This is a genomic window from Flammeovirga sp. EKP202 (genome assembly GCF_014534745.1).
Taxonomy (GTDB): Bacteria; Bacteroidota; Bacteroidia; order Cytophagales; family Flammeovirgaceae; genus Flammeovirga.
Genome location: NZ_JACVVP010000017.1, coordinates 64,239 through 79,856 on the forward strand (window position 1 = coordinate 64,239; position 15,618 = coordinate 79,856).

The 15,618-nt window shown below is 34.6% G+C and carries 6 protein-coding genes; 2 read left to right on the forward strand and 4 right to left on the reverse strand.

All coding sequences use genetic code 11. The annotated features are described in order from the left end of the window. Positions 1 to 24 precede the first annotated feature (24 nt). Both IC221_RS12345 and IC221_RS12350 read left to right on the forward strand, forming a co-directional pair. Positions 25 to 1,197 carry an NTP transferase domain-containing protein gene (locus IC221_RS12345; RefSeq protein WP_052444280.1) on the forward strand — a complete coding sequence of 391 codons (1,173 nt, stop codon included), beginning with the start codon at positions 25 to 27 and terminating at the stop codon, positions 1,195 to 1,197. A gap of 49 nt (positions 1,198 to 1,246) precedes the next feature. Then, complete coding sequence (locus tag IC221_RS12350; RefSeq protein WP_188169263.1) at positions 1,247 to 1,900, forward strand: bifunctional nuclease family protein; 654 nt, start codon at positions 1,247 to 1,249, stop codon at positions 1,898 to 1,900. A gap of 144 nt (positions 1,901 to 2,044) precedes the next feature. Here the strand turns inward: IC221_RS12350 and IC221_RS12355 are convergent, their stop codons facing one another. From IC221_RS12355 to IC221_RS12370, 4 genes are read right to left on the reverse strand one after another with little or no spacing between them, the layout of a single operon-like run. Further along, positions 2,045 to 9,514, reverse strand: coding sequence for a S8 family serine peptidase (locus IC221_RS12355; protein WP_188169264.1), 7,470 nt, complete (start codon positions 9,512 to 9,514; stop codon positions 2,045 to 2,047). A gap of 17 nt (positions 9,515 to 9,531) precedes the next feature. Next, the gene (locus IC221_RS12360; RefSeq protein WP_188169265.1) at positions 9,532 to 10,977 is read right to left on the reverse strand and encodes an FISUMP domain-containing protein; all 1,446 of its coding nucleotides are present in this window, start codon (positions 10,975 to 10,977) and stop codon (positions 9,532 to 9,534) included. Positions 10,978 to 11,036: 59 nt separating this feature from the next. Beyond that, positions 11,037 to 12,464 carry a RagB/SusD family nutrient uptake outer membrane protein gene (locus IC221_RS12365; protein ID WP_188169266.1) on the reverse strand — a complete coding sequence of 476 codons (1,428 nt, stop codon included), beginning with the start codon at positions 12,462 to 12,464 and terminating at the stop codon, positions 11,037 to 11,039. 13 nt (positions 12,465 to 12,477) lie between these two features. Continuing rightward, positions 12,478 to 15,546: a TonB-dependent receptor gene (locus IC221_RS12370; protein WP_188169267.1), complete on the reverse strand. Its 3,069-nt coding sequence runs from the start codon at positions 15,544 to 15,546 to the stop codon at positions 12,478 to 12,480. Positions 15,547 to 15,618 lie beyond the last annotated feature (72 nt).

The following is a 15,618-nucleotide window of genomic DNA, read 5'->3' on the forward strand; positions in this document are numbered from 1 at the left end:
TACAGAGAATAAACCAAAGATCTTATGCAGGATAACGATTTAGTACGTCCAAAAGTTGGAAGGTTCTGTAGAACTGAAGTTGCTTTTTTAGGTACTTCTTCCAGTAAAATAAAGGAACTGATTTTTAGGTTGACAGAGAGTTTGTCTAAAAATTGGAATATTGGTTACATTGATTGTGATCATCAATTCTCTGAACTTGAAAAAGAACTGGGTGTTGATTCTCAGACTTCATTATCTCATAAATCGAGAGTTGAGATAATTGATAAAATTACCTTTTCTAGAATCGATGTAAAGAAGGCTTTGAGTGTCAATGAAAGACATGTTGTGTTGAATGATATTGATGTAGCGTTCATCAATGGTAATCATTTCAAAGCATCTAAGCAGATTCTTATCATCGATAAGGAAAATACTTCGAAGATTAGTCGAAAAATTAGCCGATTAAGTAATGTCCTTTGCATAATTTATGCAGATGGAACTACTGAAGCTGATATTCCAGAGATTTTGCAAGAACGTATCCATAATATTCTTCAGAAGCCGGCTTTTCCTATTGAAAAGATACATCATATTTGTCAAGTTATTGAAAGCAAGATAAAAGCAGATGTAGGACAGATCAATGGATTACTTCTTGCAGGTGGTAGAGGAAAAAGAATGGGAGGTAAAGATAAGGCAAAGATCAATTACCATGGAAAGGAACAACGTTTTCATATGAAAGAGATCCTTTCTAGGTACACCAATGCTTCTTATATGTCTTGTAGACCTGATCAGGTCAATACTTTTTCTGATCAGTTGAATTTACTACCCGATACTTTTTTAAATTTAGGTCCATTCGGTGCTCTTCTTACTGCTTTTAGACATAACCCCAATGCAGCCTGGATCACCGTTGCAGTAGATTTACCTTTTGTTGATGATAAAACTATTATGCATTTAATAGAACAAAGGGATCCTACAAAAGTCGCTACATTATATAAATCGACAAATACAGGTGACCCTCAGCCTCTTTTAGGAATTTGGGAACCAAGAGCTTATTTACACTTATTACAAGCTTTGGCTTTTGGTAAAAAGAGTTTGAGAGAAGTGATTGAAGATGCCAATATTAAATTAATTACTCCACTTTCTGAACAAACTTTGAGTGAAGTAGACACTATGGATGAGCTAGATATTGCGATAAAACAGCTAAGTCAGCAAAATTCAATTTAGATTTTTGCTGATAATGTTTAGATTTGTGTAGAAATTAATAAAAAACGTCTTGAATAAAGTAAGATTAGAAATATTAGGGCTATCAGCTAGCCATACTTCGCATGGTTCATTTGCTCTAGTACTTGGAGAGAAACATGGAAATAGAAGACTGCCAATTATAATTGGTATGTTTGAAGCACAAGCTATTGCATTGGAGATCGAAAAAATTTCATCTAACAGACCAATGACCCACGACTTGTTTAAAAACTTCGCATTAAAATTAGGAGCATCAATTAATCATATACAGATTTCTAATTTGAAAGAGGGAGTTTTTTATGCTGACATTCATATTATCACTGCCGATGGAGAGGAAATTGTTTTAGATTCTCGTCCTTCTGATGCTGTTGCTATTGGAATTCGTTTCAACGCCCCTATTTATGCTTATGAGAATATTATGGGTGAGGCAGGTATACAAGTAGAAGAATTGGAACAAGATGAAGTAGATCACATTGAGGATGAACTGGAAGAAGATGATGATCTTGAAATTGAAGATTTTGAAGGTGTTGAAGAAGATGATGAAAGCAGTGTAGTTCCAGAATCAAGCGGTGGAGATCTTTCTTCTGTATCATTAGATCAACTTAATAAAATGCTACAAAAAGCAATTGACGAAGAAGATTATATGAAAGCAGCCCAATTAAGAGACGAAATTACGAAGAGACAATAGTCTAATCTTACTAGATTAACGATATAATAAAGACAGTATACTAAACGCTTGGTTTGGTACTGTCTTTTTTTCTATTCCAATTCAAATGAAAAAAGAAATGCACTAAGAAAACTTAGTGCATTTGCTGTTTTATCCAATTCAATATTATTTAATGAGAAGTTTATGGGACTTGACATATTGATTGTCAACATTAATCTTCAATACATAAACTCCTTTTGGTAAGTGCTCAAGAGGAATTAATTCAGAATGCATACCTGCTTTTTGTTGAGAGTAAGATTTTTGGTAAACACTCTTACCGTTGATGTTCACTACTTCAAGTTGCACATCTGTATCCTTCTCAACTTTGTAGGCCAATATTGCTTTACCATCAGTAACAGGGTTAGGGTAAACCGTGGATTGATCAAAAGATGCAAGATCTATATGAATAGGTTGTCCATTGGTATCTGTAGAGTTCATAACTGCTGAAGGATCATCAATTACTTCAACATAGACGAAATACCCAACAAGACCATCATCATAACCATCATAAGCTACAAATAGCACTTGTCCCACTCCTACTTTTAATGGAGTGATGTGGATATAAGATTGTCCTAATGCTAAATCAATCACATCCTCACTGTCATTTCTAACGAAAAACTGCATATCGTTACCGTCAGGGTCAATGAACAGATCATAAGGATCAATCGTAACGGTTTGAATAGTATCCGCTAAATTGATTCTAATGATAGCATAATCAGGGTTCAACACTGGAGGTCTATTCTTGTGTGTTACTTGAATCAATGTTGTATCTCTGGTAACATTACCAAATTCATCAGTTACTGAGACAGGTAAGTGATATAAACCTTCACTTTCATAATTTGTCATGATTTTTAGTGAAGCAGTATTCGGACCGTCTTGTAGGAAATGATAATTGATATTTTGAATATCATTAGAATCAACTTCGATTGTCATTTTATCACCTTCAGGATCTTCAAAAAGATAGGTAAATGTATATTCTCCGTCTTCCATCACACTTAAAGTGTCTTGATAGCTATTTGGAGTATATTCAAATGTTGGACGTCCGTTGACAGACACCTTCATTTTCATAACTTTACCTTTATTATTGATGTCATTAGATGAAACAATGATGGAAGCTACGTTTACACCTGGTTTTGCACCTGAAGCATTAATCGTTGCAGTCACTTCAGATTGTCCACCTTCCGATAAAACACCTTCTTTATGATCTACTGTCAACCAATTATTTTCAGCACTTGCTGTCAGAGGTCTGATTTTCCAAACAAATTTTTCATAGTTATTTGCTTGCCACCAACGGTAATTTCCGTTAGCTTCTTCCCCACCAAAAACACCACTAAATGTGTTGTCTAATATGGCTCTATCTTCTGAGGTGTTAAAGCCCATATATTTATGAGTAACAGGTAATCCTACTCCTACAAAGAAAGATTCTCCTTCTGGAATATGGAAAGGTTGTTCCAACTCAAAATACATCCAATCTTCATCAATTTTCTCACTGATTTGGAATTTTTGATCCAATAGTAATTCACCTTCTTGAGGAAGTTCACCTCCTTGACTAATCATAATACGAACATACTCATTGATGTTCTGAATATATGAATAAACCTTTATATGAGTAATATCAAAACCTCCTTCAGGAGCTACAAAACGGTTTGCAAATGCTAATTTTGCCCCTACTACAAAAGGAGTAAATACACCATCTGCTTCCTCACTCCAATCCAAGGCTAATGAATCTACGGCTAACCCATTTGTCGTCTTGATCTCACCAATCTCATCAATCACACCAGGGATTAAAGTAGGATCAATCTCTGGTAATACTGCCGGGATAATTGAATATTTCAATTTAGAAGTACCCTCATTATCAATGTTGAAAGAGTATGTTGTTGTATCTGTACTTCTTAATGATAACTCTTGGTCTGTAGCATCCCAACTGAAGATAGGAGAATCGACAAGGTTAGCTGTGATAGTTGCAGAAGTTTCACCTGTTGTATTGATAAAGTTAACTTTACCATTAATTGCAGTTTGTTCAGTAATTGGAAGTACTACTTCAATGTCAACGACCTCCCAAGGAGCAATTTGGATTGGTGCTAATAAAACTCCTGAGCTATTCATGATCATTTGATTACCAGATGCATCATAGTATTCAACTTTTCCTAAATCAGTTGAAGTTATTTTAGTAACTTCTAAATCATTATTTCCTTTGTTCATCAGTTGAATTTTGTCAGAAATTACTAAATTTTCTTCAAAAACAACTTCATCAAAATCTACATTATTTAAAACTGATAATTCCGGAGCACCTGTAAGATTGACCTTTACTGGAACTTCAATCAATGGTTTGATCTCACTATTTGTTAAAACTCTTAATGTGTCTACATAAGAACCATTGTAATTAAATCTTGAAGTATTGACTGAAAGCTGGTAAGAATCTTTTAGATCTGATCCTACTTTATGATGTACTGGTGGCACAATTGCAATTGATGATTTATCCTTTAAGTAAGACTGATTGACAATCAATACATCTTCATCTTGTAAAGTATATTTCTCATCTGGGCTTTCTAAACCATATCTTAATAAACCACCCCAGGTTTCTAGCTTTTTATAGTGGAAATATATTCTGCCATCTTTGACAATTTCAAAGCCAAAACTTAAAATTCCCGTACTTGAAGTAGGATCCTTTCCTATGATATTATTCCATTGTACAATTAAGCGTTCATCAGTCATTTTATAATACACACTATCTGTACCTGAATACTTCAAAAATGACCAGAAAGGAGCAATAATACCGCTTACACCATCATCTTTTAAGAATTGTTGACTCAAGAAATCTTCTTCCATAGGTAGTACTGAGGCCATACCATGAATTGAAATCCAAATTTTATTGTATTTTTCACCATAAAAAGGGAAGTCAAAAGGAAGCTCAATAGCAACAGGTTTACCATCTACTAATGGTAATACATTTTCGTTTTTGATGTATTCCCAACGGTAGAAATCATTTTCGGGGTTGCTTGTATGCCAAGTATAACCGTAATCATCTTGCATAAAACCGAAAGAAGTACTATCAAAAGTATCTTGGATAGATTCGTTTTCTAATCCTGTAAATAAACCCTCTTGAATTACATATTCAAAGTCAACTCCATCACTCTCATTTTGTATGAATACATCATAATTCTTCACTTCACCAATTGTAGCATCAACAACAATTTCGGATGGGAAGTTATGAGTGTAATCAGCATCGTTAATTCCATAACCTACTACATCTGTTTGTGTGATAGTGCCATCACTAAAGATAATATTAATTTTTCCTTCTTCTTTTTTATTAGAAGTTGGGGTAAATAGGATTGGAAGTGGATAGTTAGATTGACCTTTCACCTCAGTATTTAATAATTCATTACTAAAAGAGAATAAATTATTTGTTGAAGATATTGAAGTAATAGTGACAGGAGCTGAACCTTGGTTTTCAACCGAAATAAACTCTGTTTCATCGAGGCCAATTTTCACTTCTTTAAAAATTAATGAATCTGAGGCCTGCATTTCCGATAAACCTTGAACATTTACTTTAAAAGGTATAGTAGTTGAACCTTCAATCGTATTGGATTTTACTATAATTGAATTATTATAGGTACCATTGATTTGTTTGTTAAACTGAGGATCTAAGGTAACATTTAAATCAACACTATTTCCTGGAGGAATAATACCTTTTGAAGGAGTAACATCAGAAATCATATTCATGTCTGAAGTAGGTTCAAACATTACTGTTGTACCGTTTGTTAATGGCTCATCATCAAAATCTTTATACATTAATGTATCTGATACCAAGAACCCAATTGCATAGACTTTATATCTTGTTTCTGGATCAATATCTTCCACATTAATATAATTATATTCAATCAAGCCATTTCTATGAAATACTACTTGATATTCTATATTAGCATTTACGACATTGAATTTAGAGTCACCATAAATTACGTGATTAGCCTTAATAGAAAGGGCAAACTTATCACCATAAGCATGGTATTTCATTTCAACTGCACGTTGAAAACCATCTTCAAATGTTAAAGGGGATATTGCTATGAAATTGTAGAAATAAATTCTAGTATTATTTGTTAGGTCAATCTTACTCAACTGCTCATTGAAGTATGGGAAATCCATACCTAAATCATACGTTTTATAGTATACTTCAGTATCAATTGCTTTACCAATCTGATTGATTTCATCCCATAATTCGCCATCAAAAGGCTTTGTTTTTATAGAATAATTTAATGGCTGAGGAAGAACTCCTCCTTTCAATTCTAACTGGCTGTAAGGGGTTAAATCGTACTCCAAATCTGCCTGAGATCCTGTATTTTCTATTGTTAATACTACCTCTTTTTTATCTCCATAATTAATGTCAAACTCAGTAGCTTGTAAAAAAGCACTAATACTTGGTGCATCAACACTTGAGATTGTTAATGGAACATTAGCTTGACTATCATCAGAATGTAAAATCAGATTTTTTCTATGAATACCATTATTTTCATTAATATAATCAAAAGTAAATACTTGAGTTGATTTTGCTCCTACAACTATTGAATCTTCAAGAGTGATAATGTTTCCATCGATTTCATAACTTCTTATGACAAAATCACCTAAACCATTATTCTCTAGAGTGATCTCATGTTCCGTTTCAACATTTGTAAAGCAGTTTAATTCATATTGTTTTGCAAGGTCTATTTCTGGTTCATGACCAGAAACATCAACTTTTACTTCAATATTAACAACAGGTTTATGAATATCATTTGTTCGAATACCCAATGAAGCTAAGTGTTGTCCATTGGTTAAGGATTGTGCATCTACTGTAGCATTTACAGAAGTCGTTTCGCCGGATTGTACTTTACCAGATGTTGGATCAATGAACACAAATGATCCATTATCACCTGTACTTAAAACTCTTAATAAAGGAACAGTACTTCTAGTTGATAAACTTAATGAAGATTGGTAAGTCCTACCGTTATCTCTTGAAACTAAAAAGTTATCCACTTCAGATGGAATAAAACCAAATTGTAATAATAATGGTCTCTCAATTTCTTTAGGGAAATGAATTACAGTCCAAAATGTTTCATTTTCTCCAAAAAACTGAGGTTCATACAGTGGCATTCTGTAATATTTCATTACACCTGATGTATCAGGATAGTATTCCTGTGTGTATACTAGTTCAGATTCAAGAAAGTTTCTATACCCTCCTTTTCTTATTTCTATAAAAAATGGCTTATCACTTACTGTTGGTAACATTCCCAATTCAATATGCGTCAAATTGAATTCGTAATCATATGGAAGGTGGAATCTTGTAGCGTAAATCAATCCAGCATTTGGATTACCAGAACCTACAATAATACTTGGTCCTTCATATAATTCATAAGACATACCTGAAACAAATTCAGTAACGTCGTTTTTCCAATGTTCATTTGAGTGTAAGATCCCCTCTTCTACTTCATTAATTTGTGCTGAAGTAGCAAATTCAATAGATTGATCCACACTATTTAATGCCACTTCATTATTGAAGTTCAGTGGCATACTCAACACTTTACTAACCTCTGTTTGAGCTGTTGTAGCCGATTGGGACTCTATACCAAATTCTTCATGGAAGTTATTTTCGTTCGTAACCAAAGCTGACCAGTAAACGGTACCATCCCCAATGTTTGAAAATTCTAAGGGTGCCTCACTTGTCGTTTTTTCCTTCACATCAATTGATACGTATATTTGGTCCATTGATGTCATGAAATGAGGTTCATCAACTGTTGTCACCTTTAGAATATTTGAAATCTCAGATAAGTTTGTAAATTGATCTGCAGATTTTACAGCAAACCAATAATCTGATTCCTTCAATAATTGGTTAAAACGAATTCTTACAGTGTCACCTTCTGAAAGGTAATTCTCAATTCCATAAATCAATTGTTGATTGAAGTTTTCTTCTGTAATTTCTTCAGTAGAAAAAGCTAAATAAAATACACTTGGACCTTGACTATCTTCATCTTCTGGTACAGTCCATTCTAATGTAACTTCATTATGAAGAATTTCAGACGTTCTTAAATCAACAATAGTATTAGGAGCAATTCTGTTATCATCTGCTAAAGCATTGGCAGCGTTTAATACTCCACGTCCAAATTTATTATCATGATTACTGAAGTTAAAGGGGTCAGCTGAATTTAATAATATTCTTTTAAGGTCATCAGCTGTAAAATCTTCACCACCAAATTTTGAAATGATTAAAGCAGCTACACCACTCACATGAGGACAAGCCATAGAAGTACCTTCCATGTATCCGTAGTTGTTATTGATAAGCGTACTCAAAATACCTCCTTCTTGGTCAAAGTTTCTCATATCACCTCCCGGAGCAGCAATATCAACCCATTCACCATAAGTGGTATAGTAAGAAGGTAAACCTGATGGCCCCAATGCAGAAACAGCAATCACTTCATCAAATGCACCAGGATATTTGTTTTGCTCTAAGCCAGTATTACCAGCGGCAAAGAATAAAACACCACCTTTCATAGGACTTCCTTCGTATTGGCCTGCTTCGGCAACAAAATAACGAATGGCTTCTAAAACTTCTGGCTCATAATAATTCTCCGTATTGTATCCCCAAGAGTTTTGTGAAATTACGGCACCATTATCTGCACCATATACAATTGCTTCGGCGAAGTTGGCTCCATCTCTTTCTCTGTAATCAAATACTTGGCATGACATAATTTTTACACCATTGCCAGAACCATCACCACCTGCTACACCTGCTACACCAATTCCATTGTTGTTTACAGCACCAACTGTACCCGCGACGTGAGTACCGTGGTCACCTGGAGTAATTGGACCAGGAACAATGAAGTTGTATCCATAAATGTCATCCACATAGCCATTTCCATCACTATCTTCCCCTGGAGTACCATTCAACTCGGCTTCGTTGACCCACATGTTAGCATTTAAGTCTTCATGGTAAGGATCTACACCTTGATCGACCACTGCTACAATAATATCAGAGTTACCCGTTTGGATTTCCCAACCTTCTTTTAAGTTAATATCCATATGGAACTCACCTCCAATTTCTCTATGGTTGATATAATGCCATTGATCTGTTAAAAGAGGGTCATCAAATTTAAACTCTTCTTCTGTAACACTTTCAGTTTTGAAAGCATCTTTTTTGAAGACAACAGGTTTAGAGTCATTGTTGATGTTTACTTTTGAATAGACTGGCTTAACAATATCAATTTCAGCTAACCCTTTGTAATTTTCAATCATTACATATGGGTCAATGAGTGTATCAAAGTCTATTTCATACCAAAGGTGTAGTCCATATTCTATATGTTTTGCTTCATGCTTCATAGAGAAAGGAAAGACTCTTTTAATAGAGTAAATCCCCGTTTTTTGATTTACATCATCTACATGAGCAATTCCAACTCTTCCGTTAGATGAAGACAGTCTCATATTAGATGAAGCATTGACAGCATCTTTTGTAAATTTGACTCTAATCTTACCGCTCACGATATCATCACCTTGAGGTAAGTTTAGTTGTCCAAAAGTATTGAAAATAAAGCCAATACTTAAGAATATTAATATTAATAATTTTTTCATTCTCTTAATTTTAGCCTTTATTGTTTCTCTCGTACATAACGTACAGACATACCATTGAAATAGGTGTTTAAGATAGCAAACCCTACATTTGGAATAGATGTATTCATCGTTAGAACATAACCCATTCCGGTACTAGGATTGATATCAGAAGTCATAATCATTACTTCTTTTTCCTGACTTTTGAAAATATGTCTGAATGCTGGGTCTGAAATATCACTAAAAGACAGATAACCAGGATAATTGATCTCTAATCCAGATTCGCCTCCTACTTTTAAAGCTTCTTTTGCATACAATTCACCGCCATATAAACGAATGATATCATCTAACTCGATAGCAGTAGGTAATCTCCAACCTTCTGGAGGTCTGTTCATTGCAGCCTCAATAAAGTAAAGACGTCCATAGCGTTTTCTTTCTTCCTCATTATCTAGTGGATGTCCATCTTGGATTAGCGCTCTATAACCATAGCCATAATACCATGATAAATTTCCTGGGTCTTCGGCATAATTGTAGTTGTCTGCCATCCATTCTAAGCCATTGATTTCAACAAAACGATATTCTTGATTGTCACGTTCATCCACCCAAATCCCCCATTTTCCTCTGAAACGAAGTTTTACAGTATCTGCGGAAACAGTATTACCAATTTCCACTTTCCAGGCTAATTCATATTCAGTATCTGGATCTCCTTTAAATAAAGAGTGAGGAAGATTATTATGGTAAATCTCACCGTTTGTATCGTTCAATAAAGTCCAGTCGCCTGTTGCACCTGCGGGTAAAAAGGCTTGCAAAGTGTAGAACTTTTTCTCTCCGCTATTTAAATCAGTGATAATATCCAATTGGTCATTACCTGCAAAAGCTTTGAGCTCATCGGTTACAAAATCTAATTCTTCAGAAACGATTTTATTTCCAAATGATAAAGTCCATTGTACTTTATAAGCACTATTTTTTGCACCAACAAAAGCAGCCGTGCTATCATTGATCATTTCAATGCTTCCTCCTTCTCCTTCTAGGATAGACCAACTACCAGCAGCACCATATTTAGGTGCCGCTGCAGTTAAGTATGTCGATATATTATGAAAAAGTGTATCCTGAGGTATTTCTGTCAAAATGGAAGGCTTAAGTTCTTTGTAAGATACTGTGATCAAATCTGTTTTATATTGGTCTCCTTCAGTCACTTCCCAGATCAACTGATAAGTTACGCCTGGCTCACCATAAAACTTTGATGTTGGATTATGAATATCTTCAAAGCTTCCATTATCTCCAATATAAACCTTCCATGTACCCGTTTGTCCCTTGTCAACAGGTCTTGCTGACAATTCAACCATGTACCCTTCACTCTCAATATCCAAAAAGCTTGGACCAGCATCTGGGGTTATTTTTACGATATCAGTATCGTTCTTACAGCCAAATCCGAAGACCAGCAATAAAAGCAAACCGATACTATTTTGAATTAGTCTATTGTTCATTACGAATTCCTATTTAAGCAATTGTGATGATAGTGTAGATCATCAATTGGTTGAGTTATTTAGTACCCTATATTTTGATCTGCCTCAGAGATATTTGTATTTGCATCAATCTCAGATTGAGGAATAGGGAATGTTAATCTGTAGTAATCATTATCATTTGCAGTGAAATTAAATTTCACCCAATGGTCTCCTTCACGAACAAATGGTAATTGGCGTCTTTTGATATCATTCCATCTAAAGCCTTCTCCAAACAACTCTTTTCTTCTTTCTAATAGGACTTCATCGATCAATTCTTGTCCAACATTCTTGCTCTTTGGTACACCAGGATAAGCTCTTGACTGAATAACATGTAATGCATCTTGAGCTTTAGAATAATTTCCTAATTCCGCTTCACACTCTGCTTCAATAAGGTACATTTCTGAAGCTCTAATCACAATTCGCTCTGCATTACCAACAATTCTATTGTGACCAAATTTTAAGATTAGATTTCTATTTTCATCAATCTCTTCTTCTTTCAAAAAGAAGAAAAACCTTAAGTCCTCCGTAGAGAATTTTTCGATGAATTTATCATTTGCTCTCATTGAACTATATCCTCCCACTGGCCAATAGAAAGAAGGTAAACTTAGGTAAACATTGTTGTCTTCTTCAGTGTAGGCGATGGTGAAAATAGTTTCGGAATTTCTACTCATAAAACCACCATACATTTCATTGGCAGTCATTAGATCTAGATCTTTATAAGCATTTTGAGCATTCACTTTTGCTTCTTCCCATTTTTCTTGGTCAAGGTAAGTTCTTGCTAATAAAGCATGAGCACCCTTTTTAGAAATAAAACCTTCGTCAATATCCAAGGGCTCCAAGTCAGGTAATAATTCGACTGCTTTTAATAAATCAGACTCAATTAAATCATATGCATCTTGTAAAGGACTTCTACCTGGGTCTTCGGCTTCAACATCAAGCACTTGGTCTACAATCATAATAGACGGTGCCATGCTGTTTCGCTTATGAGCCGGAGCATACATCTGCACTAATTTAAGGTTTACATAAGCTCTAAGAGCTCTTGCTTGTCCCTCAATATTATCCTTTTGCTCTTGAGTGGCATCTGGGATGTTATTGACATTTTCAATAATTTTATTTGTATCAAAAATGATTTTATAGCCGATCCACCAAGGGCTATTGATGTATGTAAAAGTAGGTAATAAGTTCATCTGATATACATCAGTAAACCAGTTCCAGTTGTCTTCAGAATTGATCATTACATCCTCACCCATAATATCAGACATGATAGGGTTGTAAAGACCATCAAAATTAGGAGAACTTAATTGGTCATATGCACCTACTAATGCAGAGTGAGCACTTGAATATTTGCTGAATACATCCTTTTCTTTTAAAGCAAAACTAGGGTCAAGCTCTAGAAAGTCATTTGTACATGAAAATAAAAGACTTAATGAGAATAAGGTGATTATACTCTTTTTAATAATTGTGTTCATATTATTTTTCTCCTTAAAAATCTAAATTGAAACCTGTTGAAACTACTTTCACACCTGGGATATTACTTCCTGTAACACCATTGATACTCATTTCTGGATCAAACCCTTTATAGCTGGTGAGAGTCCATAAGTTTTCTCCAGATACATAGGCTCTCAATCCACTGATTCCCATTTTATTGCAAAGTCTTGATGGTAGTCGATAAGCCAAAGTCACATTTTTTAATCTGATATATGAACCATCTTCCATAAAACGTGATGACATTTCATTTCCTCGATCAGTGTTGTTGATCACATAGCGAGGTACATCTGTATAAATGTTATCAGGTGTCCATGCGTTAAGAGCATCAGCAGCGAGGTTATTTCCTGGTGCTTGACCGTCATGCATACTTGTTGCATAGTCATGATTGTAAACCTTGTTTCCATAACTGTAAGAAAACAATAAGCTCAATTCTAAGTTCTTATAACCTACACTATAATTCACACCACCAAATACAGTTGGTAAAGCTGAACCTAAACGTACTCTTTCAGCGTCACCGTATTCGCTTGTAACTAATCTTTCAGAACCATTAGGATCTTTAAATGCTGATGCAGGTAATTCAGTTCCATTTTCACCGGTATGATTTACATACCAGAGCGGTTTACCGTTTGAAGGATCAACACCGGCCCATTCTGTTAGATAAAATTGATATAAACTTGCTCCTTCCTCAATTAGTTTGGTACCCGATACTACTTTTTCTGTCGTTAATTTTAAGACTGTATTTTTATTAGTTGAAATATTGAATCCAATAGTACTGTAGAAGTCAGAGTTTGTTTTAATATCATAAGACATCGCTAATTCAAAACCTTTGTTGTCCATTGCTCCTAAATTGGTTAGGATTGATCCAAAGCCTTTTGATGCAGATAGAGGTTTTGAATATAATAATCCATCAGAATGACGGATATAATATTCAGCAGATAATGTTAGGTTTCTGATTAATCTAGACTCAAAACCTATGTTGAAGTTACTAATCTTTTCCCATCTTATATCTTGGTTATCCAATTGTGTAGGTGTCAATCCTGCGAAACCACTGTAATCTGCACCACCGCTGTATAAACCTAAGAATGAATAGTTTCCGATGTTATTGTTACCCGATGTACCGTAAGAAGATCTGATCTTTAAATGATTGATCCATGATATATCTCTCATGAAATTCTCATTGTTGATTCTCCAGCCGCCACCTATTGAATAGAAAACACCGTATTTGTGATTTTTTCCAAACCTTGAACTACCATCAGTACGGATACTACCACTGAAATAGTAACGGTCTTTAATATCAAATTTTGCTTGACCTAAGTATGAAACTAATGTCCATTCACTTGTCGAACTTGATGGTTTTGAAGGTTGAGACCCCCAAATGAGATCATAATATCCATCTACTGCAAATCCAGTGACTCCACTTGATAATGATGAAATATTTTGTCCTGCAGCTTCTTGACCTGCTAATAATGTAACGGAGAAATTTTCTCTGTAAAGATTATAATTGAATAAGTTCGAAACGTTCCATGTAAGGTTGTCAGATTGTGACATCACACTTCTACCGTCTACACCTTCTCCATTACCATGTTCTCTATTGTAATAATTTAGACCTTTGTTGATTGAATTATCAATACCTAAGGTTGTTTTAAATGATAAGTTTTTAGTAAAGTCGACGTTCAAATAAGAATTTAAAACACCTCTTTTGGTTTCATATAAATATTTATCTTTTTCAGCTAAGCCAATTGGGTTGAAGTCAAGTACTGCTTTGTTATCCCAATTGTAAGTGCCATCATCGTTATATACAGGAGAAGCGGCATTAATTACTTCAACAGATCTTACGGGGTTAGAACCTTGACTACCATTTGGAGGTGCATTTGTTTTTGAGTAAGACAACATTGAATTGACACCTGCAGTAAGGAAGTCATTGATTTTGTGAGAAACGTTTATCTTACTTGTATATCTTGTGTAATCAGAACTTAAGATAATTCCAGTATCATCATAATAACCAAGTGAAAAGAATACTTTCGTTAAATCATTACCACCACTAATATTTAAGTTATGATTATTGACTAAACCATTTTTATAAAGCTCATCTCTCCAATTAGTGTTAGTATGTACATGCGTACCATTGATTACTTTTCCATCATCACCTAACGGATTCTCTGAACTAAAAGGATTAAAACCTACAATGCCCTCAACATTCTCATGGGCATAATCTATTGCTTCTTCAGCTGAAAGGTTATCATTCAAAGCTCTGTTGTATAAACCTCTCCAAGTATGTTCATAGATTTGGCTTGAATTCATTAATGCATAACCCTCTGAAATTCTACTAGAAACACCGAATTGTGAGTTTAATGAAATTTTTGTTTCACCAGATTTACCTTGGTTTGTCGTGATAAGGATTACACCATTCGCTGCACGAGACCCATATAATGAGGCTGCTGCAGCATCCTTTAATACAGTGACACTTGCAATATCATTAGGATTAAGATCAGTGATAGATCCAGTCATAGGTACACCATCCAATACATATAATGGGGCACTACCTGCACTGATAGAGCCAATACCTCTGATTCTAATTGTTGAAGCGGAACCAGGTTGTCCTGAACTACTAGATACCATTAAACCAGGTGTAGTACCTTGTAATGCTTTATCAAATGAGGTTACTGCTCTATCTTTTAATACTTCATCATCGATAGTTTCAGCTGAACCAGTAAAAGCTTCTTTTGTAGTTGTTCCGTAAGCAACAACCATTACTTCTTCCAAGTGTTGAAGGTCCTGTTCCATTGTTACATTAACAATAGATCTGTTATTTACTCTTTCGTATTGAGTAGCCATTCCAATGAAGGTATAAACCAAAGTGGAGGTGTCAGAAGGAACAGTAATTTGATATTTACCACCCATATCAGAGACGGTAACAATATTAGACCCAAGAACTTTAATATTTACGATAGGCAGTTCTTCGCCTTTTTCGTCTACAATTTTACCTTTTACAATTCTGTCTTGTGCAAACAAAGCAGCTGTAGTAAACAATTGTAGAAGAAAAAATAATAATAAATTCTTCATTAAATAAGATTTGAATTGGTAGTATAAAAACTGAGTTGAAAAGCTCAGGTTAGATAAATTTTGATGGAATTT